Source organism: Salmonirosea aquatica, from assembly GCF_009296315.1.
Lineage (GTDB): Bacteria > Bacteroidota > Bacteroidia > Cytophagales > Spirosomataceae > Salmonirosea > Salmonirosea aquatica.
Genome location: NZ_WHLY01000002.1, coordinates 5,272,169 through 5,294,894, shown reverse-complemented (window position 1 = coordinate 5,294,894; position 22,726 = coordinate 5,272,169). Strand labels below are relative to the sequence as shown.

Below are 22,726 nucleotides of genomic sequence, written 5' to 3'. Positions count from 1 at the left end.
GGGGATATTAGGTGAAGGAATAGTTGAACAAGCAGCGTTGGGTTAGTAGCTCATCCAAAATCCAATCATTCGCTATTAATTCAGCGCATCTACCCCTTCCTCTGAGGTGCGAATCTTGATTGCTTTTTCTACATCCGAGATAAAGATCTTCCCATCGCCGATTTCGCCCGTTTTGGCCGAAGCCATAATAGCCTTGATCGCAGGCTCAATAAACTGATCCTGGCAGTAGAAGGTAACCATAATTCGTTCAATGATACTTGTGTCGTACACGATGCCCCGATACGACCTTTCTTCAACGGCCTTCCCCACACCCCGCACTTCCCAATAGCTCATAAAGTCAATGCCTGCCTCGTGCAGAGCCTCCTGCATTTCGGTAAACTTGGTCTTTCGAATAATAGCCTCTACTCTTTTCATAATAGTTAGAAGGATGGTTTAAGTGAATTAAGATTTTAGCGAATTACGTATGGCATCCGCCCGCCATAAAGTGGATTTCCACCGGATTAATACCCTAAACAAATACAAATTAATAAGTAAGCAAAATATTATAGCGATAAAATGGAAATTATACAATTAAATGGTTCATTATTTATAGATACTTACAATATACTACTATAAAAGTAACTAAATCCAGAATATAATACGGTCAATATAAATATTTTTCACTAGTAGATTTTACCCTATAAATTCAATTTTTATAGTATTCCTACAAAAACTTAATTGATTTTAAACTCAAAACACTAAAAAAAGCGCGTCGTTTAGAAATAGATATGCTATTTCTAAACGACGCGCTCTGTATTCGGAATACTCTACTACCGCATTCAGATGGCTTCCAGAATCCGTTCGATGGCCACAGCCTGACCAATCTTGTCTTTCAGTTCGCTAATGGCTACACGTTCCTGTTCCATGGAGTCGCGGTGACGGATCGTAACCGTGTCATCTTCCATCGTCTGGTAGTCCACGGCGATGCAGAACGGCGTCCCGATCAAATCCTGCCGGGTATAGCGCTTGCCGATGGCGGCGTTGTCATCGTATACGGTCCGGAACGAGGATTTCAGCGAAGCGGCAATACTCTGAGCTTTTTCGGCCAGTCCATCTTTTTTCACCAGCGGCAGCACGGCGGCTTTGATAGGCGCCAGGGCCGGATGCAATTTTAGATAGGTACGTTCTTTGGCGCTATCACCCTCCCCGACCGACTCACGTGTGTAAGCATTGCAGAAGGTAGCCAGAAAAAGTCGATCGGCTCCCACGGAGGTTTCCACCACGTAGGGAATATAATTGCCGTACGGTTTGCCGTTCTCGTCCAGGTCGGCATCGAAGTATTGCTGCTTCTTTTTAGATAGTTCCTGGTGATTGCGGAGGTCGAAATCCGTGCGGGAGTGAATCCCCTCGATCTCGCGGAAACCAAACGGAAACTCGTACTCGATGTCCACGGCGGCATTGGCGTAGTGGGCCAGTTTGTCGTGGTCGTGGTATTTGAGCTTCTCGGCGGGCAGGCCGATGGCTTTATGAAATTTCAGGCGGGTTTCCTTCCAGGCTTCGTACCACTTCATTTCGGTACCAGGGCGGATAAAGAATTGCATTTCCATTTGTTCAAATTCCCGCATCCGGAAGATAAACTGCCGGGCGACAATCTCGTTGCGGAAGGCTTTGCCAATCTGCGCAATGCCAAAGGGTACCTTCATACGTCCGCTTTTCTGGACATTCAGGAAGTTCACGAAAATGCCCTGCGCCGTTTCGGGCCGCAGGTAAATCACGCTGGCGTCTTCCGCCACGGAGCCGATTTGGGTACTAAACATCAGGTTAAACTGCCGTACCTCGGTCCAGTTGGCGGTACCCGACACCGGACATTTAATTTCTTCGGCGATAATTAGCTCCCGAACACCGTCCAGATCCTCGGCCGATAGCAAACGTCCCATTTCGGTCAGCAACGCCTGGCCTTTTTCGGCTTCTCCGGCGGCGGCGTAAGCTTCGGCTTTGCCTTCCAAAAGCTGATCGGCGCGATACCGCTTCTTAGAATCCTTGTTGTCGATCATCGGGTCGTTGAAGCCGTCCACGTGGCCGGAAGCCTTCCACGTCAGCGGGTGCATGAAGATAGCCGCGTCGATACCCACGATGTTGTCATTGAGCTGCGTCATGGCTTTCCACCAGGCGGATTTGAGGTTGTTTTTCAACTCCACACCATTCTGTCCGTAGTCGTATACGGCCTGCAGGCCGTCGTATATTTCGGAAGAGGGGAACACAAAGCCGTATTCCTTAGCGTGGCCGATGATATCTTGCAGTGAAGTGGTAGGGGTAGTACTTGCGGCGGATTCCTGACTCATAGTGATTTGATTGATAAGTAAATGCTACCCGAAGGCAGCGCACAGGCGCAAAATTAGGCATTTTGGCGTTACCCTTGAAGGGGTAGGTTATTTTCGTATTTTTGAATGAATTATAAAAGGCAGCTTATGAAGACGAATGTTGAGATCAATGAAAAACTACTGCAAGACGCGATGATGCTTAGTGGAGCAAAGACAGCGGAAGAGGTCATTAACAAAGCGCTGGATCATTTAATTTACAAATTGGCTCTCAAAAAATTAGAAGCCGCCCGGGGGCCCGAACTCTGGCAGGGAGATCTGGAACAGATGCGCGGCAACACCAATAACCAGGGCGAATGATTCTGTTTGATACAACAATTTGGATTGACCATTTTAAAGGAGTCAGCACTGCAAAGTCCAACTTTCTAAGTCAAGTTTTGACAGACGACAAAAAGGTATTCATTACACCAACAATCATTCAAGAAGTACTTCAAGGATTTTCTGATCCAAATTATTTTCATATAGCCGAAATCGTATTGATCAGACAGCAAGTATTAGATTATGATCCGGTTGGGGCGGCTTTGGCAGGTGCCAAGTTATATGCGAATTTGCGCAGAAATGGCGTTACGATCCGCAAACCAAACGATTGCCTGATTGCCGCCTTTGCACTTCATTTTAATATCGAACTCTGTCATAATGACCGCGATTTCGACCTCATAGCGTCTCATACTGGGCTGAAGATCTGGAAAGAGTAATTCGCAAACCGTCCTTACGAAACCCTTGCTTTTTAGGCTCTTCCACCCTCTCAACTTTCCACCCAACAAAAATGCTCCGCAAAATCCTTTACAAAATCCAGGATTTCTTGGGTATCTCGCCCAAAGAATCACGCGGAGCCTTGGTGTTGATCATCCTGAGTTTCGGATTAATCTGGACACCTACTGTATTCAAGTGGTGGGTGCTTCCGCTTTTTCAAAGCGATACGGTACCGTTCACGATAGAGCAGCTGGACAGCACGGCGGCTTTGATTCCTAAATCAGGTTCGTCATCCAACACCGATCGGAATTTTAGCGAAAACGAGGTACCCTATTCCCGCGATGATGAAAAATCAGCTCCCCCTACTCGTTTTTTTGCCTTTGACCCCAATACCGCATCGACCGCAGAATTGCAGGAATTGGGGGTACCCCGCTTTCTGGCGCAGCGGATTCAGAAGTACCGGGAGAAAGGCGGAAAATTTAGGAAGAATGAGGATTTGAAGAAAATATACGATTTCCCACCCGCGCTGTACAACCAGTTGGAAGGGTACATCGTATTGCCGGGCAGCGGACCGAAATTCGCCGAATCGGAAACGCGTTCCGATGAAGGTACCCCCACGCCCACGCTCCGCGAATTCAAAACCTTTACACGCCCGGTACCGACCGCTTTCGACATCAATACTGCTGACACCACCCAACTCGCCGAGTTACGGGGAATCGGCAGTAAACTATCGGCCCGGATCGTCAAATTCCGTGATGCCCTCGGTGGGTTTTATTCTACCGAACAGTACCCCGAAATATTTGGCCTGGATTCGCTGGCACTTTCCGAACTCCGGCGTTACGCCCGGGTGCAGAGCCCACCCACTAAAATTCCGATCAATACCGCCACCGTTCAGGAATTGAACCGGCACCCGTATTTCCGAAACCGGAAACTCAATGAAGTGATCGTGCGCTACCGCGAGCAGCACGGGCCATTTGCATCGGCCGAGGCGATGAAGGAAATACGTATTCTAGATGAAGCTACCCTGCGGAAAATGGTACCTTATCTGGCTTTTTAAAGGCACAAAGTTCCAAAGGCACATAGGCACAAAGCAGGGTACCCCCTGCCGTGGGGTATCTTCTACACACTAATAATCGAATTATATTTTCCCTTTGTAGCTTTGTCCTCTACCCTATTCAAAAATTGGGCTTCAACAGGTACTTCGAATAAAATTCCTCGATCACCCGCACTGCCTCGTCGGGCGTTTCGACCACGCTGAAAAGCTTCAGATCGGGCGCGCTGATGTTATTTTCTGCTTCCAGGAGGGTATTTTGAATCCAGTCGATCAGGCCCGACCAGTATTTCTTACCTACCAGAATAATAGGGAAACGGCCGATTTTCTTGGTCTGGATCAGGGTCAAAGCCTCAAACAGTTCGTCCAGGGTACCAAACCCGCCGGGTAGTACAATAAAACCCTGAGAGTACTTGACGAACATCACCTTACGGACAAAGAAGAAATCGAAGTCCATATTCTTGTCGGGATCGATATAGATATTGCTTTGCTGCTCAAAGGGTAGAGTGATATTCAAACCCACTGATTTACCGCCTTGCTCGAAAGCACCCTTGTTGGCCGCTTCCATAATACCCGGTCCGCCGCCCGTGATGACTCCATAGCCGTGGCGCACCAGTTTGGCCGCGATTTCCTCAGCCACCTTGAAGTAGGGATTGTCGTCGGTAGTGCGGGCAGAGCCGAAAATGGACACGCAGGGACCGATCTTGGCCAGTTTGTCGAAGCCTTCCACAAACTCGGCCATTACTTTGAAAATCACCCAGGAATCGGCACTTTTAATTTCGTTCCAGTCCCGGTCTTGGAACGCTTCTTTAATCCGTGCCTCATCTTCGGGCACGGCGGGATTCATCAACGAGATATCGGTAGGGTCGGCCGGAAGGCCGTTGTTTTTTACGTTTTGACTCATAATCTCTAAATTGTTTCGGGTACTAAATGGTATAGCTGCTACCTTTGTAACGGTGCCCCCTTAAGGGACAATACTAACGATATTCGCTCGAATGTTGTTACAAGGGTAGCCTTACTTAACACAAATACAATGAAAAAGATTGCGATTGGCGCCGATCACGCCGGATTTCCTTATAAGCAGCCAATCAGCGAATGGCTGCAAAAAAATGGCTACAAAGTGACGGACTACGGCACCAACAGTCCCGATTCGGCCGACTACCCCGACTTTGCCCATCCGGTGGCCAGTGCCGTTGAAAATGGTGAATTCGAGCGGGGCATCCTGCTGTGTGGCAGCGGACAGGGCGTGTGCATCACCGCTAACAAACATCAAGGTATCCGGGCCGCGCTGATTTGGCAGGAAGATTTGGCCGAGCTTTCCCGGAAGCATAACGATGCCAATATCATTTGCCTGCCAGTGCGCTTCATTGAATTAGAACTGGCACTGAAATGCGTGGAAAAATTCCTCAGCACGGATTTTGAAGGGGGCCGGCACCAAACCCGGGTCAATAAAATTGCCTGCTGACCTAGCTGGTTTTCTCGTAGATACCCTTCCAGGGACTGGGCTTGTAGCGTTTTTTCAGGGCGGGTACCCGGTTGAATAATTTCGGCATTACGTTTTCCTTATCGATGACATAGTCGGGCGGGTCCTGCCGAAAATTATCGTAGACATGGATCACGCTATCGAAATTATCCAGATTTTTCAGGTCATAACGGGCCAGATCCCAGTTCAGATAGGGTGTAGCCGTAAAGTTATTCAGGTACTCGCCCTCGTCTTCTCCAATCACCAGAATCCGTTTCTGGCGAATCTGGTCGGGCAATAAGGCGGGTTTGGCTCGCAGGTTTTCGAGCCGGCCGACAGAAAGGGCTGGATTCAGATTCAGCAGCCCCTGGTACTGGATCAGGGCAATTCCGCCCACGAATCCCAGAAACAGCAGCTCAGCCAGCCAGCGTTTTTTAAAACTCAGAAAATAGTAGGTGGCAAAGTAGGCCAGTGCGGGTGTGAATACCACGAACTGCATGGGGGCCAGGTACTGCATGAGCGGGATCATGAGCACGGCCACAATAAGCCAGATGGCCATCATCTGTTGGATTCGGGTTTGATAATTGACAAACCGCGTGGCTGTCAGCATCCGCATGAATCCCAGCCCCCCTACGATCAGCGGGATCAGCAGCGAAATGATCAGCGAAGAAAAGTCGTTCAGGTCATACTGCCGCACCTGGAAAACCGAAGTGAGCAGGTTACGATTAAGGCTCGCCACGCCATCGTTCAGATAAAAATATAGCATAACCATCAGAAGTGGGAAAATCGAACCGAAAAATCCCAGTACGTGCTGACGCAAGGTGGTACCTGTGTAAAAGATCAACGAAATAAAGGCCCACACCATAAACAGAGCCGCAGGCAGATAGAAGAGGGTGGCCAATCCAATGTATAAGCCCATTTCGAATATTTCGTTCGTAATCTGTCGTTTTTCGAGCATTTTGATCACGACTCCCAGCGCTAGCAGCAGGAAGGTAGCGGCCATGAGCATGGGCGAAAGGGTAGCCAGGTCGAACGAGATGGTCAGAAAGATGGCATAGATGGCACCTGGTACCTGGCTGCGCTCGGGTAGCACATCGCGGGTACGGATGATATAGTTGAAATACAGGATCTGAAATACTGAAATCACCGCGGCCACGACCTGATAAGCCAACTGGGAGCGACCGAACAGCCGATCAATGGCCCAGTACACCATGCCCGAAAGGGGGCTGATGTTGTCCCACACGTCGCGGTAGAGCATGAACCCCCGGTTCATTTGCTCTCCGACCAGCATCCAGCTTAGTTCGGGAATGAGCAGGGGTACCTCGCTCCACAAAAAAGGCAAACGCAGCAACATGAAAAACAACACGAGGCTGATGTTTTGGGAGGTGGCGTTAGCACGAAAAAAACTCAGCAAGAAGATAGGAGGTTAGTTGGGATACGCGAATAGTTTTACGAAATTACACCCCCCTTTTCCACAAAAACAAAATAAGTGCGGATATTTGTAAGAATCGTCAGTAATGGGGACTATGAATAATAATCGGAATCGTCGGGTTCGACGGTGCGTCGATTAGCTCATTTGAAAAGTACACAGAATGGAATCCAAAAGACAACAAAAAGTGGCTCGCCAGATCCAGAAAGACCTGGGCGATATTTTCCAGCGGGATGCCCAGCACCTGGTCAATGGTGCTTTCGTAACCGTCACGGGCGTTCGCATGACACCCGATCTGGGCATTGCCCGCGCCTATCTGAGTTTCCTGCCCGAGAAGAAAAAAGAACTCCTGTTTGAGGGCATTCAGGAAAATACACGTTTCATCCGGCAGAAACTGGGTGAGCGTGTGCGTCACCAGCTGCGCATTGTGCCGGAGCTGCAGTTTTACCTCGACGACACGGCTGAGTATGCCGCCAAGATGGATGCCCTGTTTGCTAACCTGGTGATCCCACCCGCGGAGGATAACAAGGAAGACGAAACGGAATAATCTTTTCGTTAGAGGAGCATGAATGTACCCCTTCGGATTGCCCGGCGCTACTTTGTGTCGCACAAAAAGCGCAGCTTCATCAGTATCATCGCCCTTATTGCCATGGTAAGCGTGGGGGTAGGTACGGCGGCGATGGTGGTAGTACTTTCGGTATTTAACGGCATGGAGGCCCTGAACCGACAGATTTTCAAGACCTTCGACGCCGACATTGAGATCACAGCCCGCGAGGGTCGGCGGTTTGGAGTGTCGGAAGCGTTCCTTGACAAAATACGGAAGACCGAAGGCGTGGCGGTAATGACGCAGGTCATTGAAGACAATGCCCTGGCCCGCTACCGCGACAATCAGACGGTCGTGCGCCTGAAGGGGGTGGATAGTACGTTTGCGCAACGGGGACAACTGGATACCGCGATGATCGAAGGCAACCTGCAATTGATGGGGCCTAATGGGACGCCCTTTGCGGTCGTATCGGAAGGAGTGCGCTCGGCGTTGCTCATCTCCACAAACGATCCTCTGACCCCTCTGGAGCTCTGGTACCCACGCTCCGACCGCCGCACGCTTAGCCTGTCGTCGCCCGATGCATTCAATCAGGTGTCGGTTCGGCCCGGTGGCACATTTTTTATTGAAAGCCGCTACGACGACTACGTGATTGCCCCTCTGTCCACGGTTGCCACGCTGCTTCAGTACGGCCGGCAGCGCACCACGCTGGAGATCCAACTCAAACCTGGAGCCTCCGCCGATCTGGTACGTGACCGATTGCAACGTGCGGTGGGAGAAACTTTTGTGGTGAAGGACCGCGACGAGCTGAATGCCGATCTGCTGAGGGCTATTCGCGTGGAGAAACTCTTTGTAACGGTAACTCTCTCTTTCATCATTTTGGTAGCTGCCATCAATATTTTTTTCTCGCTGAGTATGCTGGCGATCGAAAAGAAGGAAGATATCCGGATGCTGTTCGCCATGGGGGCTACCGCTTCGCTGGTGCGGCGGATTTTCCTGTCGGTCGGTGCTATCGTGGCTTTGTCCGGCGCAATTTTGGGTTTAGTTGTGGGCGTTGGCCTCTGCTGGATACAGCAGAAGTATATGCTGGTTTCCATGGGTATGGCGAGTTCGCTCGTGGATGCCTACCCGGTTCAGCTGGTGTGGAGCGACGTACTGCTGACGGCCCTTATCATCGTGGCCATTACCATAGCAGTGTCATTTGTTCCGGCCCGGCGCGCGGCACAGACAGTCAATACCTCGCTACTAGGGTAGGGAATTTCATACCTACGTTTTGAAATTGGTATACTTTGTGCCTGGTTTGTCGGGATAACCCCGTTGATTCTTGTGAAGATAGGATGTATTGATTTTTTAAAAAGCAGGCGGACAATCCGTTTGAAATCCGCCCGATTATTAAAGCAAAATACCGGTATGAATATTAAAATAAATACGGTCAAACTAGCATTCCTGAGTTTGTTCCTTTGGGTGGTATCGGCAGGTAGCACCCAGGCTTCCTCTTCGGTGCTACCTGCCGATACCACCCGCCGGGCGCCGGGTATCGTGACCGCCCAGGGTCCCTACCGCCCCACCCGCACGCTCAAAAATGACATTCTTCATACGAAATTGGCCGTCCGTTTCGACTGGCTGCGTCAGCATGTGCTGGGCAGCGCGGTCATTACTTTCAAACCCTATTTTTATCCTCAAAATACACTAGTACTTGACGCTAAGGGATTTGATATTCAGCGTATCTATCAGTTGGACACCCTAGTCCGGTTCGATTCGCTGGCTAACAAGACTACCCGCGAACCCATTCGCGATTCGCTGGAATACACCTACGACCGCCGTCAACTGACTATCCGGCTGCGTCGGGCCTACACCCGGAAAGAAACACTTCATGTCCAGATCGACTACATCGCCAAGCCCAATGAGCTTCCCCGCGGTGAGCCTGACGACCATCCTGACGACAAGGGTTTGTACTTCATCAATGCCGACGGGCTGGACGAAGGCAAGCCGCGCCAGATTTGGACCCAGGGCGAAACCGAGTCCAACTCCGCCTGGTTTCCTACGGTAGACAGCCCCAATGAGAAATTCCTTCAGGATATCTACATTACGGTAGACACTACCTACAAGACGCTTTCCAACGGACTGATGGTGGCTTCGGTCGGAAACGGCGACGGTACCCGTACCGACCATTGGAAGCAAACCTTGCCCCATGCCCCCTACCTTGTCATGCTGGCGGTAGGCGATTTTGCTGTAGCTAAAGACCTGATGCCCAATGGCCTCGAATTGAGCTACTATGTAGAGCCAAAGTACGCCCAGGATGCCAAAGCTATTTTTGGCCGGACTCCCGAAATGATCGGCTTCTTTTCCAATATCTTCGGCATGGATTTTCCGTGGGAAAAGTACGCCCAGATCGCCGTGCGCGACTTTGTGGCAGGTGCCATGGAAAATACCACCGCCACTGTTCATGAGGAAAGCATACAGGCCGACTCCCGCGCCTTGGTGGACGGAAATTCAGACGGAGTGATTGCGCATGAGCTGGCCCACCACTGGTTTGGCGATCTGGTCACCTGCGAAGAGTGGGGACAATTACCACTCAATGAATCGTTTGCCAACTACGCCGAGTACCTCTGGATGGAGTACTACACCGGAACCGATGAAGCCGACTGGCAGCATTTGCAGGAAATGAAGCAGTACTTCGGCGAGGCAGACCAGAAGCAGGTACCCATGATCCGGTATTTTTACAAAGACCGGGAAAATATGTTCGATAGCCATTCCTACGCCAAGGGCGGACGGATCATGCACATGCTGCGCAGGTACGTGGGCGACGAGGCTTTCTTTCTATCCTTGCAGACCTACCTGAAGGAACACCGTTTCGGAACTGCCGAAATAAACGACCTGCGGCTGGCTTTCGAAAAAGTGACGGGTGAGGATTTGAATTGGTTCTTCGACCAATGGTTCATGAAACCCGGCCATCCCATTCTTAAGGTAGAGCAGCAATATTCATCGGCCAATCAGAAGGTAAGCCTGAAAGTCAGTCAGCTGCAGGATACGTTGGCGACAACAGTATACCGCCTGCCGCTCAAAGTGGATGTGTGGGTAGACAGCGTGAAGACCCGCTACGATGTGGTGCTTAACAAAGCGAAGCAAACCTTGGAGTTCCCGGCCAGACACCGGCCCGATCTGGTGATTTTCGACGCCGAAACCCAACTGCTCGGAACGGTCGATCATGAAAAAAGTCGTCCCGAATACGTTTTTCAATTTTATAAAGCCGACAAGTTTCTATCCCGATACGATGCCCTGACCCATCTGGAAGGTAAGTTGATCGATTCTACTATCCGGCACCTGATGATGACTGCCATGGTCGATCCCTTCTGGAAAATCCGGCAGGTGGCCGTTTCTAATTTTGCCGATTACGACGGTCTGGAATTCGTGGATGTCGAACGTCTCGTGCAAAGCCGCGCCCGCATCGACCCCAACTCCCAGGTACGTACCGAAGCCATCCTGACACTGGCCTCCTTTGGCGACAATTCCAACGATCCGTTGTTTCGCGAGGCGCTCAACGACACTTCCTACCTGGTGGTTTCGGTGGCTCTTGATGCCTACCTGATCGGGAAACCGGGCGATGCCGCCGAGATTGCGGAGCGCTTTGAGAATTCACCCAACGATGCCATCGTCGCCGCTGTGGGTAATTACTACGCCGGTCTGGCTACCCCGGAGCGTTACGAATGGTTTTTGCAGAAAATGGAAACCATGAATCCTTCGGACCGCTACAACTTCCTGCAGGTTTTTGGCAAGTACCTGATCAAATCGCCCTCCGACGTGCAGCGCCGTAGTATTCCGATACTGGAAAGTCTGGCGCGAAACAATCCGGCCTATTTCGTACGGTTCGGGGCCTATCAGGTACTGGGCTTGCTTACGGACATTCAGGGGGTAGCTTCGATTCGTAAAGATATCCGCAGCAACGAGCGTGATCCCAAGCTCAAGGAAATGTACAGCCAGTTTGGGGAGTTATGAGCCGTAGTCTGAATCAGGAATTTTGAGGAAGGTACCCTGGGCGCGCGCAAAAGGGTGATGGTAGAAATGGCTAAAAAATTTCTTCCCGATTCCAACCTTTTATGATTTGGCGAACTCGTCATTTTCGTAACCAAACCCTTTTACGGACATGAACAAACTCATCTACCTAGGCTTACTTACCGCCGTCACGCTGATTACGGGCTGTACCAGCGACTCACCCGCCCCCTCTACCGACATCAGCCAGTTACAGGGCGAGTACCGCACCAATGCTAGTCTCGATCTGAGTTGTGCAGCCATCACCGATGAGCGTCAGTTGCCACAACTTTCCGTGACTCAGAAGTCCGACGGTACCTACACGTTGGTTCGCACCGATTTTATCCCTTCCCGGCGAACTACCGAACTGACTAATGTTACGGTACAGTCCAAACCAGATACCTTGCTGATCTTTCGGGACAACCAGAAGATAGGTAGCTTGTACTTGGGTACCTGGCGGGATTACAGCGGCAAGAAAGTCCGCGAAGTAACGGCCCCGATGCTGTTGGTTTCTATGAACGACACGATCTCGGAAACCTATTTTTTCTTCCTCGGCTACCGGCAGTGAATCTTCTTACATCAAACCTAGCTGGATCTTTTTTTAGCATGGTAGGAAAGGAGTAGCATTATATCCTGAAACTTTCATCTGGCTCTGTGGCCCGGGTAAAAATTGGATGATACCTAACGGCATGATTATTTTGCCTTTTTAACAAACTTTTCCTGGAAATCGGGAAACCTTTGTATCGAAGAAGAATTATTATGGAAAAATCAAGGGAAGAAGTAATCCGTGAAATAGCCGCCGAACACGGGGTCACGGTAAGTACGGTCGCCACGCTGCTGCATGGTTTACAAGCCACGGGCGGCAATCAGGTTCAGTTCAATGTTTCAGAATTGGGCGGAATGGGCCAATGGCAGCCGGGTATGATCATGGTCGGTGATATGTTCAACCACGGCCTCAAAGCCAAAGTGGACCGTTTGTGTACCGCGATTTCGGCCTTGTCGCGGCAACTGCCCCGCGAAGTGGCCGATACGACCGGTACCTTGCTCGGCCGGACTAAAGCTACCTTCAAGGGCAGTCAGAATGACACCCATTATACCTATTATGCCGATGAGCACCGCCTCGTCATTTACCACGAAGGCAAAAATACCAGCTACGATACCACAGGCTACCCGCTAACCGGCGTACAACAGGCCCAGAACAATGGTGGCAAACGCCTGAGTTTCACGCACCCGGGTGGTACTGTCGAAGCAAGGGATCTAAAGGAAATCGAACCGTAGGGCTACGTTTGTTTCGAAATTCTCGAACGGTTGGCACCCAGGCAGCTTCGGCTATCGATTAATGAAAAGGCGCAGACTCATTTTGCATGAGCTGCGCCTTTTTTTGGCTTCAAAGCGGTCAACCGCTTTGAAAAAGCAGATGAATCTCCGCACTAATCGCTAAACCCGAATAGTTCCGCGGCTTCTGCGTACGTAAGTTTCTCGTAGCTGATCCGTCCGGCCTGTCCGCCCGGAATGAGCACATAACGGAACGAGTGATTGGGCGAAGGCGCTACCGGCAGAGCGGGGCCCCGCACCGGAGTGGACCAAACCCGGACTTTTGCGAGAATGAGGGAAAAATCAATGATATCTTCGGTAAACTGGGCGTATACCGTAACGGGCAGTTGCCGTACTTGGTTGTTATCGGTTTCGAGCTTGGCGTACACCAGAACGACACCCCGATCCAGGATTTCCTGGGAAAGGCGATCCGCCTGCAATTCGGTATAAAAACGATCGACTCCAAACACATTCGTCTTGGTCCAGGTACCGGCTCTGATCCAGCTGGAGTAAACCACATTCGCCGTTCCTGTCGGTCCCGCAGGACCTTGGGCACCCGTAGGTCCCTGCGCGCCGGAAGGACCCGCCGGTCCGGCAGGTCCTTCCGGACCCTCGCAGGCGCTCATCCACACCGAGGACAGCAGCACCAGACAAACCCCCAGCCTGCCCCACCGGGATAAATTCTTTTTTATTTTCATTGCGCAAAGTTTTTCCATAGTTTGAAATTTGGCCCGAATATCCTGATTAGGGTAGACAATAGCAAGAAATGTTGTGCGATTGGCAATTTTGCCCGGGGAGATTTCGCCGTACCTGCCTTTGTTTTGGTACGAGCTACTATCTTTGAATGATTATGCGAATCCTGAATTCCGACCGCTAACAGCACTTAACCACAAGTACCCAAGCCCCACCCTATGTCTTCTAAACCTGACCAGAAACTTTTTCTTCTCGATGCCTTTGCCCTGATCTACCGGGCGCACTTTGCTTTTATCAAGGCACCCCGTATCACCTCTACCGGTATGAACACGAGTGCTATTTTTGGGTTTACCAATACCCTGCTCGAGGTACTGAAAAAAGAGAAACCTACCCATATTGGTGTCGTCTTCGACACCCCCAAGCCTACCTTCCGGCATGAGCAGTTTGAAGCGTACAAAGCCCAGCGCGAGGCCCAACCCGAAGACATCACCTTGGCCATTCCGTACATAAAAAAGTTAGTGGATGCAATGAATATCCCCTGCCTGCACCTGGATGGCTACGAAGCCGACGATGTGATAGGTACCCTAGCCAAGCGCGCCTCGGAGGCTGGTTTTGAAGTGTTCATGATGACGCCTGACAAGGATTATGGACAGCTGGTGGAAGAGCATGTATACATGTACAAGCCCGCCTTCATGGGGAAAGGCGTGGAAAAACTGGGGGTACCCGAGATTCTGGACAAATGGCAGATCGAACGCATCGAGCAGGTTACGGATATTCTGGGGCTGATGGGCGACGCCGTGGATAATATCCCGGGGGTACCCGGTGTGGGTGAAAAAACGGCCCAGAAACTTATTGCCCAGTACGGTAGCATCGAAAACCTTATTGCCCACGCCGACGAAGTACCGGGTAAGCTGGGCGAAAAAATCCGGGCTCATACCGAACAGGCCCTGCTCAGCAAGCAGTTGGCCACCATTCATGTAGAGGTACCCATCGAGTTCAATGCCGGTAAATTACTCTACGAAGAACCGGACCGCGATAAGGTGAGCGCCCTGTTCGACGAGCTGGAATTCCGCACGTTACGCAAGCGGGTACTAGGAGATGAGCCGGAAGACGTACCCGTACGTTCCACTACCGCTAAGGGCAACGGGCAGCTGGATTTGTTTGGATCCAGTGCGGCGACAAATCCAGACATCGCGGCGTTTGAAAATTCAACTTCGCGTCCTGGAGATGAACCCGTGGCCCCTACCCTGCGGACGATCGCCACCACCTACCACAACTACCAGACGGTCGACACACCCGAGTTAATGGAAAGCCTGGCTTACTATTTGAGCCAACAGGATGCGTTTTGCTTCGACTCCGAAACTACCTCACTCGACGCCCTGGACGCCGATCTGGTAGGCTTGGCCTTCGCTTACCGGCCCGGTGAAGCCTTTTATGTGCCCGTTCCTCCCGAGCGCGAGGCGGCGCAAGCCATTGTCGAGATTTTCCGACCCGTGCTAGAAAACGAGAACATCATAAAAATCGGACAAAATCTAAAGTACGACCTCATGGTCCTGGGTACCTACGGTCTGGATGTACGGGGCAAACTAGCCGATACCATGCTGGCGCACTACCTGCTCGAACCCGAAAAACGGCATGGCATGGATCGGTTGTCGGTGCAATACCTCAACTACGAACCCGTGTCGATCGAGGAGTTGATTGGCAAAAAAGGGAGCAAACAGGGTAACATGCGCGATGCGGCAATCGCCGAAATCACCGAATACGCGGGGGAAGACGCGGATATTACCCTACAACTGCACCAGATATTGATTCCCGAATTGGCCGAAAAACAAGCGGTCAAACTATTCGAGGGTGTGGAAATGCCGCTTGTGCGCGTACTCACCAGCATGGAGAGTGAGGGAGTACGGGTCGATACCGACGCGCTTTCTTTTATTTCGAACGAGTTGGAAAACGACATCAAACTGCTGGAAACGAATATTTTTGCTTCGGCGGGTACCGAGTTCAACCTCAATTCGCCCAAGCAACTGGGTGAGGTACTGTTCGACAAAATGCAGTTGATTAAAAATCCCAAGAAGACCAAAACCGGGCAGTATGCTACCGGGGAGGACATCCTGTCGGACCTGGAAAGCGAACACGAAATTGCCCGGAAAATTCTGGATTACCGCGAATTGCAGAAACTGAAATCGACCTACGTCGATGCCCTGCCATTGCTGATCAATCCAAAAACCGGCCGGATTCATACCTCGTACAATCAGGCCGTTACCGCGACCGGGCGCCTCAGTTCCACAAATCCCAACTTACAGAATATCCCGATTCGCACCATCCGTGGCCGCGAAATCCGTAAGGCGTTTGTCCCCCGGTCGGATGAATTCCTCATTCTTTCCGCCGACTATTCGCAGATCGAGCTGCGGATCATGGCAGCGTTCAGTGGCGACCCCAGCATGATCGAGGCCTTCAATCAGGGCAGGGATATTCACGCCACCACCGCCAGTAAGGTTTTTCATGTACCCCTGGAAAACGTTACGTCCGACATGCGGCGACAGGCCAAATCGGTCAACTTCGGAATTATTTACGGTATTTCGGCCTTTGGGTTGGCCCGCAATCTGGGAGTTTCGCGCAGCGATGCCGGCGAGATCATCAAAGCCTATTTTGAAGAATTTCCGGCTGTGAAGCAATATATGGACGATACCATTAAGAAAGCCCGCGAATGCGAATACGCCGAAACGATTCTGGGACGCCGGAGGTACCTACCCGATATTAACTCGCGCAATCAGACCAACCGGAGCTTTGCCGAACGCAACGCCATCAACGCTCCCATTCAGGGCTCAGCGGCGGATATGATTAAACTCGCGATGATCAATATCCACGATTTTATCCGGAAAGAAAAGCTCCGGTCCCGCATGATTTTGCAAGTGCATGATGAACTTATCTTCGATGCTCACCGCGACGAGCTGGCTTTCCTGACTCAGAACGTGGAGCATCTTATGCAGAATGCCCTGCCGATGGAAGTGAAGATGGAAACCGGAATTGGCTCGGGCGCCAATTGGCTGGAAGCCCATTGATGCTACCATCTGTTGCCAATCCGAAACAAAATAGCTCCTGGAAGTGAATTATGCATACGTTTTTCTAGTAAGTATTTTTTTATCGGGCGGACGGGTACCCGGTGCGCTTACGACCGCCATACTATTGTACCCCATGCCCTCCGAAACCCAGCTTACCCACGACGCCAAAGGCCACACCCTGAATAATACCCAGGCTTTTTCGCCCGATGACCAGTGGCTGGTGTACGACACCCGAAATCTCGACACTGAACTGGGGCAAACCTGCTGTGTCAGGATGGTGAATGTACAGAACGGCGAAGATCGGCTGCTGTACCAGACTCAAAACCAGACCAGCTTCGGTCCCGGCGTGGGAGCGGCAACTTTTTCACCTACCCGTCCCGAGGTACTTTTCCTGCACGGATTACGCAACGCGGATAATCTACAGCCCTACGCCATGACCCGCCGCACGGGTGTCTTCGTTGCTATTGAACAGCCCCAAAAGCCCCATTTTCTGGATGGGCGAGACATAACCCCTCCTTTCACCCCGGGGGCCTTGCGGGGAGGTACCCACGCCCATCAGTGGAGTGGTGACGGCAGGTTGATCAGCTTCACCTACAACGATGCGGTCATGGAACACCTGGCCGCTTCCAATCCGGCGGTGGCCGATCTGCGGACAGTCGGCGTGATGGACCCCGCGCAGCCGGTAACGGTAGTAAATGGCAACAACCAGGACGAATTCAGTGGAGAAGCATTTGCCGTCGTCGTGGCGCGGGTAACCGAAGTACCCCGGCCCGGCAGTGATGAAATCGACCGGGCTTTCGACGAAACTTGGATTGGTCTGAATGGCTACCAAAAGCCTGACGGAAGCCACCAACGCCGGGCGTTGGCATTTCAGGGCAACGTCCGGAATGAAGCCAATCAATCAATAACCGAGGTATTCGTGGTCGACTTACCCGAGAACCTGACCGCGCCCCTACCCGGTCATCCTTTGGAAGGCACCCCCTCTACCCGTCCCAATCCTCCCGCCGGGGTAGCCCAGCGCCGCATCACCTTTTCCCAAAGGGGCATCGAAGGCCCCCGGCACTGGCTACGCACCACGCCGGATGGTACCCTGATCGGTTTTCTGGCCAAAGATCCGGCAGGATTGATTCAGTTATTCGGAATATCGCCCAATGGTGGGGTACCCCGACAGCTGACACACCAACCTTTCTCAATCCAAACTCCTTTCAATTTCAGTCCAGATGGGCACTTCGTAGCATACGCCGCTGACAATTCTATTTTTATCACTGATCTACGGGATGGAAAGCCACGTCGTCTCACGCCGCCCACGACCGACGACGACCGTCCCATCAACGGTGTAGTGTGGTCGCATAAAGGCGACCGACTGGCGTACAATCGTTATGTCAGCACAACCGCGGGCAGGTACATTCAGATTTTTCAGTTGACAATGAATTGATTAGTCACTTACGCTTCATAAGTTTCTACGCTTTTCCCAAGGTACCCCTTCTCTTTGGCGCGTATCAGTAATCTGGGGGTAGGTTCACATAAAGCACATAAATCAATCAGACTAAAATTCCCTCTATCCAAAGTAGGGAAAGGCGTTCCTGTGCTTATAAATTTTGTTTGACGAATTGACCCAAAGGCAATTTCCAGATACATAAACTTCATGATCGCTTATGCAAAAACCTTTACTCTCAACCTCCTCCGAGGACCACGAAGTAATATGGAAACGCACCTTAGCCGGCCATGTCTCTGCCTTTGAAACGCTTATGGATTCTCATTTCCGGTTATTGTTCGAATATGGACTCAAATTTTCCGACGACGAGGAATTTGTGAAGGACAATATTCAGGATTTGTTTTTATATGTCTGGGAAAAGCGGAGAAATCTGAATACAAATATCCCCGTCAAACCGTACCTGATGGCTTCGCTCCGGCGTATGATGCACCGTGCCAGTAACACGGCGCTGGTGTATAACCCTTCGCTAGAAAACCACCCTACCCTATTTGATGTCAAATTCTCAGTAGAAAAGGAATACATCCGGCGCGAAACTACCCGACTGATGAGCCTTAAGCTCAAAACGACGCTCGAAAAACTCCCGCCCCGCCAGAAGGAAGTAGTATACCTGAAATTCTTCCAGGAACTCAACCGCGACCAGATCGCCACAGTGATGAACATTTCTCCCCAGACCGTTTCCAATCTGCTGCAAATTGCGATGAAACAGTTGCGCAAACATTGGAAAGCTCAATTCGCGACCTCTTCTCTAATGCTGGCTAATTAACTTATTCATAGGCAATTGTAAGCCTACCCTGGGTTTTAATCCTAAGTTTTCTGAAATAAGTTTAATTTTTTAATGGTATCGGACACAAATTTCCGTCTATACTATAGCAGAACGTAAGTATCTGCATGAACCACTACCGCCAATTTCGTTGCGAAGACTTCATCTGGGATGCCGATTTCCGTGCCTGGGTACTCAGTCCAACTCAGGAAAACTACCAGCTGTGGAGTAACTGGCTGGACGAAAACCCCGACCGAATTGAGGTCGTCCGGCAGGCGCGGGAGATCGTTCTGGCGTTGCAATGCGACGAGACTTCACTACAGGACTGGGAAATATCCGCACGAACCAAGGAAATTAAGGATCAAATCTCCCGATAAGGGATTTATGATAAAAACCCTATTGCTATGTGCCACTAAAACACGCTCGCCTATCGAAAATAAGGAAACCATCTAAACAAAAAGAGTCGGAAATGTTGCAGCATTCCCGACTCTAAGAAAATCCCCCGCTTTGATCTCTTGCCTCTGGAAGCAATGACAGAGGATCGTATCGTTTTGCCAACTTTTTAACTTTTAACAAAACAAACAAAAGTATGAAAATAAAAGTATACTATCCCAACATACACTCCGGGATATTATGCAAGTCGATTTTTCGATTTGTACTCGGTATTCTGCTCCTCAGTCCGTCCTTCGGCGGTACGGGTTTTGCAAGCCCTCTGCTTGCTTCCATCGATGATCCCAAGCGCCTGGTAACCGGTACGGTCCGTGATGCCAATAGCGTTTTGCCTGGTGTCAGCGTGGTGATCAAAGGTACCACCCGGGGTACCACTACCAACGGCGAGGGTAAGTTTCAAATTGACGTGCCCAACGACAACACCACGCTGGTCTTCAGCTTTGTGGGCTATGGCTCAAAAGAAGTATTGGTGGGCACTCAAAGTACCATCAACGTGAGTCTTACCATTGAAGATAAGGTACTTAGTGAGGTCGTTGTGGTGGGCTATGGTACCCAGCAGAAGGTAAACCTGACCGGCGCTGTGGGCGTGGCCGACGCCAAGCGGCTCGAAAACCGCCCCATTGCCAATGCGGGCGAGGGCTTGCAGGGCGTAATTCCTAACCTAAACGTGAGCGTCCGGAATGGAGATCCGTCACAGAGTACCTCCTTCAACATCCGGGGCTACGAGTCCATCAACGGTGGCTCGCCGCTGATTCTGGTGGATAATGTTCCGATGGACATCAACCGGATCAATCCCAACGACATCGAGAGCATCAGCGTTCTCAAGGATGCTTCGGCTGCTGCCGTATATGGAGCACGGGCAGCCTTCGGGGTAGTGCTCGTGACGACCAAGAGCGGTAAGGCCGGAAAAGTCACCGTCAACTTCGGTTCGCAGTTCTCGCTGGCCAAGCCCATCTTCAACATGGATGTGGTGACCGACCCTTACGAATTTGCCCTGGCCCGGAATGCTGCCAACGAACGAACCTTCGGTAACCCCAGCTATACCCAGGATATACTGGATAAGTTTAAGCAATATTCTGACAATCCTACCCCGGAAAATGAGTGGGGGTTGTGGATGGTCGCCTCCAGTATTATGGTTATAATAATTACCAGGACCGTATCATGACCGATTACGCGCCGACCAATCAGCAGGATCTGTCGATCTCGGGAGGTAGCGATAAGGCCAAGTTCTTTGTGTCATTGGGTCGGTATAGCAAGGATGGGTACCTGCGGTTGAACAACGAGAAGTTCAAGCGCTACAACTTGCTGGTGAAGGGCGACTTCCAGGTCAACAAATGGTTGAATCTCAACAACAAGGTAGTATTCAACTCGCAGAACAGCGATAAGCCCCACTTTTACAACTGGGATGTCAATATTAATTCGCTGGCGCGGGTGAGCCCGATCATGCCCGTGCAGTTTCCTGATCTGGAATACTATATCACACCCGGCGACCATGACCAGTACGCGCAGTACATCGGCAAATACTTCGGCGGTACCAACTTTTTCCCTTACCTGGAAGATGGAGGCCGCGAAACCTTCACCAAGAACGACATCTGGCTGACGCAGGGCGCGACGCTTACGCCGCTCCCCGGCCTGAAAATTACCGGAAATTTCTCCTATAACCTCTACAACAACATCTACCAGGATGTGCAGAGTAAGGTGGAAATCGTTGATACCGATCTTTTGGCGTCAAACCCGATCAGCAACGGTTTCAGTGGTGACGACTGGATCGAGAACCGAAACACCTATAGCCAGTACTATGTGCTCAATGCCTTTGCCCAGTACGATTTGCAAAATCTGGGCAAGCACCATGTATCAGCCATGGTAGGTTTTAACCAGGAGCGTGGCACCAACCGCAGCATCTACGCCCAGGCTCGCTCACTGATTACGCCGTTGATTACCGACCTGAACGCCACGACCGGCGTTCAGCGAACCGATGGCTATAAGAACCACGTAGCCTTGCGCGGCATGTTCTACCGCCTGACTTACAACTACGACGACCGCTACCTGCTGGAAGCCAATGGCCGCTACGATGGTACCTCGCGCTTTCCCAAAAATGATCGTTTTGGTTTCTTCCCTTCCTTTTCGGCTGGCTGGCGGATCAGCAACGAAGGCTTTATGGCAGGTACTACAAGCTGGCTCGATAACCTGAAAATTCGGGCCTCGTATGGCACATTGGGTAATCAAATATTAGCGCCAAACGGCAATCAAATTTATTACCCCTATATCGCTTCAATGGGTACCGGGCAGGCTCCTTACATGTTCCAGAACAGCGTAATCCCTTATGTTTCCGCAGCCGGATTGGTGAGCCCGACCCTCACCTGGGAGACCGTGACTTCTCAAAACCTTGGTCTGGACGTTACTCTGCTCAAAAGTCGCCTGGATATGTCATTCGATGTGTATACCCGCGACACCAAGGATATGTTGATGAACGTTTCCTACCCGGATATCCTGGGTACCTCGGCTCCCAAACAAAACGCAGCGGACCTGCGGACCAAAGGCTGGGAGCTTTCTTTGACCTGGCGGGACAAGATCAAGACGGACTGGAGCTATGACGTGACGCTGGCCCTGGCTGACGCTCAGGCTACCATCACCAAGTTCGAGAATCCGTCAGGGGCACTGCCCAACAACAGCAGCATCTACTACGTAGGTCAAAAGCTTGGTGAAATCTGGGGGTACGAAACCGTCGGAATTTTCCAGACTGATGACGCCGTAGCCAACGCTCCTGACCAGTCGCGGATCGGGAGTGGCTGGAAGGCCGGGGACATCCAGTACGCCGACCTGAATGGGGATGGCATCATCAGCTCCGGCAAAAATACCCTCGACGATCCGGGCGATCGCCGTATCATTGGCAACAGCACTCCCCGGTACAGCTTCGGGATCAACGCCAGTCTGGCTTATAAGAACTTCCGGCTAACGGCCTTTTTCCAGGGCATCGGCAAAGCCGATTACGCCCATAGCAATGGCAACTGGAACTGGTTCTTCCCCTTCAATGCCGGCCACGTGGAGAAATATTATATCACGGATACCTGGACACCCGAGAATCCTGACGCGTACTTCCCCGCCGCCCACATCTCGACCAGCGACAAGAAGAATATTCAAACCCAGACCCGCTTCTTACAGTCTTCTGCCTACCTGAGAGCCAAGAACATCACCCTCAGCTACACGGTGCCGGTAAATATCAGCAGCAAGATCGGTATGAGCCGGGCGCAGGTTTTCGTATCGGGCATGAACCTGTTCGAGTTCAGCAAGATCCGCAAGCCCCTCGATCCTGAAACGATCAACACCCCCACCATCGAGTACCCCATGCAGCGCATCGGTACCCTGGGGATCAATGTGTCATTTTAGTCA

Annotated in this window: 20 protein-coding genes; 15 read left to right on the top strand and 5 right to left on the bottom strand. The window is 51.2% G+C overall.

Going from position 1 to position 22,726, the window contains the following annotated elements:
* Nucleotides 1-75: 75 nt before the first annotated feature.
* Both GBK04_RS22825 and GBK04_RS22820 read right to left on the bottom strand, forming a co-directional pair.
* A complete protein-coding gene (locus tag GBK04_RS22825) occupies nt 76-414 on the bottom strand; it encodes a P-II family nitrogen regulator (protein ID WP_152763717.1) in 339 nt (112 codons plus the stop codon).
* A gap of 404 nt (nt 415-818) precedes the next feature.
* Nucleotides 819-2,321 carry a glycine--tRNA ligase gene (locus GBK04_RS22820; protein WP_152763715.1) on the bottom strand — a complete coding sequence of 501 codons (1,503 nt, stop codon included), beginning with the start codon at nt 2,319-2,321 and terminating at the stop codon, nt 819-821.
* 126 nt (nt 2,322-2,447) lie between these two features.
* On the opposite strand from GBK04_RS22820, the gene GBK04_RS22815 reads away from it, so the two are divergent.
* The 3 genes from GBK04_RS22815 to GBK04_RS22805 all read left to right on the top strand — a co-directional run bounded on the left by GBK04_RS22815 (nt 2,448) and on the right by GBK04_RS22805 (nt 4,107).
* Nucleotides 2,448-2,657, top strand: a complete 210-nt coding sequence (locus GBK04_RS22815) for a type II toxin-antitoxin system VapB family antitoxin (protein ID WP_373331243.1) — start codon at nt 2,448-2,450, stop codon at nt 2,655-2,657.
* Complete coding sequence (gene vapC / locus GBK04_RS22810) at nt 2,654-3,052, top strand: type II toxin-antitoxin system VapC family toxin (RefSeq protein WP_152763711.1); 399 nt, start codon at nt 2,654-2,656, stop codon at nt 3,050-3,052. The genes GBK04_RS22815 and vapC overlap by 4 nt, the downstream gene beginning before the upstream one ends.
* Before the next feature lie 71 nt (nt 3,053-3,123).
* Entirely contained in the window at nt 3,124-4,107 is a 984-nt protein-coding gene (locus tag GBK04_RS22805) for a ComEA family DNA-binding protein (RefSeq protein ID WP_152763709.1), read from the top strand.
* 118 nt (nt 4,108-4,225) lie between these two features.
* On the opposite strand, the gene GBK04_RS22800 is transcribed toward GBK04_RS22805, so the two are convergent.
* Nucleotides 4,226-4,948 (bottom strand): LOG family protein, encoded by a 723-nt coding sequence (locus GBK04_RS22800; RefSeq protein WP_373331482.1) that lies wholly within the window; start codon nt 4,946-4,948, stop codon nt 4,226-4,228.
* Nucleotides 4,949-5,134: 186 nt separating this feature from the next.
* On the opposite strand from GBK04_RS22800, the gene rpiB reads away from it, so the two are divergent.
* Nucleotides 5,135-5,566, top strand: a complete 432-nt coding sequence (rpiB, locus tag GBK04_RS22795) for a ribose 5-phosphate isomerase B (protein WP_152763704.1) — start codon at nt 5,135-5,137, stop codon at nt 5,564-5,566.
* A gap of 1 nt (nt 5,567) precedes the next feature.
* Here the strand turns inward: rpiB and GBK04_RS22790 are convergent, their stop codons facing one another.
* Nucleotides 5,568-6,977, bottom strand: a complete 1,410-nt coding sequence (locus GBK04_RS22790) for a hypothetical protein (RefSeq protein ID WP_152763702.1) — start codon at nt 6,975-6,977, stop codon at nt 5,568-5,570.
* Nucleotides 6,978-7,155: 178 nt separating this feature from the next.
* On the opposite strand from GBK04_RS22790, the gene rbfA reads away from it, so the two are divergent.
* The 5 genes from rbfA (at nt 7,156) to GBK04_RS22765 (ending at nt 12,840) form a co-directional block, all read left to right on the top strand.
* Nucleotides 7,156-7,539, top strand: coding sequence for a 30S ribosome-binding factor RbfA (rbfA, locus tag GBK04_RS22785; protein WP_152763700.1), 384 nt, complete (start codon nt 7,156-7,158; stop codon nt 7,537-7,539).
* Nucleotides 7,540-7,557: 18 nt separating this feature from the next.
* Nucleotides 7,558-8,787: an FtsX-like permease family protein gene (locus GBK04_RS22780; protein WP_152763698.1), complete on the top strand. Its 1,230-nt coding sequence runs from the start codon at nt 7,558-7,560 to the stop codon at nt 8,785-8,787.
* 156 nt (nt 8,788-8,943) lie between these two features.
* Nucleotides 8,944-11,529, top strand: a complete 2,586-nt coding sequence (locus GBK04_RS22775) for a M1 family aminopeptidase (RefSeq protein ID WP_152763696.1) — start codon at nt 8,944-8,946, stop codon at nt 11,527-11,529.
* Nucleotides 11,530-11,677: 148 nt separating this feature from the next.
* The gene (locus GBK04_RS22770; protein ID WP_152763694.1) at nt 11,678-12,130 is read left to right on the top strand and encodes a hypothetical protein; all 453 of its coding nucleotides are present in this window, start codon (nt 11,678-11,680) and stop codon (nt 12,128-12,130) included.
* A gap of 191 nt (nt 12,131-12,321) precedes the next feature.
* Nucleotides 12,322-12,840, top strand: coding sequence for an SHOCT domain-containing protein (locus GBK04_RS22765; protein ID WP_152763692.1), 519 nt, complete (start codon nt 12,322-12,324; stop codon nt 12,838-12,840).
* Nucleotides 12,841-12,992: 152 nt separating this feature from the next.
* Here GBK04_RS22765 and GBK04_RS30975 read toward each other — a convergent pair whose 3' ends face one another.
* The gene (locus GBK04_RS30975; RefSeq protein WP_373331242.1) at nt 12,993-13,592 is read right to left on the bottom strand and encodes a hypothetical protein; all 600 of its coding nucleotides are present in this window, start codon (nt 13,590-13,592) and stop codon (nt 12,993-12,995) included.
* Between the two features lie 195 nt (nt 13,593-13,787).
* Between GBK04_RS30975 and polA the strand changes: the two genes are divergently transcribed.
* The 6 genes from polA to GBK04_RS22735 all read left to right on the top strand — a co-directional run bounded on the left by polA (nt 13,788) and on the right by GBK04_RS22735 (nt 22,723).
* Complete coding sequence (gene polA, locus GBK04_RS22755) at nt 13,788-16,631, top strand: DNA polymerase I (RefSeq protein ID WP_152763690.1); 2,844 nt, start codon at nt 13,788-13,790, stop codon at nt 16,629-16,631.
* Nucleotides 16,632-16,764: 133 nt separating this feature from the next.
* Nucleotides 16,765-18,066 carry a DUF3748 domain-containing protein gene (locus tag GBK04_RS22750; RefSeq protein ID WP_152763689.1) on the top strand — a complete coding sequence of 434 codons (1,302 nt, stop codon included), beginning with the start codon at nt 16,765-16,767 and terminating at the stop codon, nt 18,064-18,066.
* Nucleotides 18,067-18,286: 220 nt separating this feature from the next.
* Nucleotides 18,287-18,889, top strand: coding sequence for an RNA polymerase sigma factor (locus GBK04_RS22745; protein ID WP_152763687.1), 603 nt, complete (start codon nt 18,287-18,289; stop codon nt 18,887-18,889).
* 125 nt (nt 18,890-19,014) lie between these two features.
* Nucleotides 19,015-19,263 (top strand): hypothetical protein, encoded by a 249-nt coding sequence (locus GBK04_RS22740; protein WP_152763685.1) that lies wholly within the window; start codon nt 19,015-19,017, stop codon nt 19,261-19,263.
* 212 nt (nt 19,264-19,475) lie between these two features.
* On the top strand, nt 19,476-20,501 hold the full coding sequence (locus tag GBK04_RS30970) for a carboxypeptidase-like regulatory domain-containing protein (protein ID WP_373331241.1): 1,026 nt from the start codon (nt 19,476-19,478) through the stop codon (nt 20,499-20,501).
* Nucleotides 20,498-22,723: a SusC/RagA family TonB-linked outer membrane protein gene (locus GBK04_RS22735; RefSeq protein ID WP_373331240.1), complete on the top strand. Its 2,226-nt coding sequence runs from the start codon at nt 20,498-20,500 to the stop codon at nt 22,721-22,723. The genes GBK04_RS30970 and GBK04_RS22735 overlap by 4 nt, the downstream gene beginning before the upstream one ends.
* Nucleotides 22,724-22,726 lie beyond the last annotated feature (3 nt).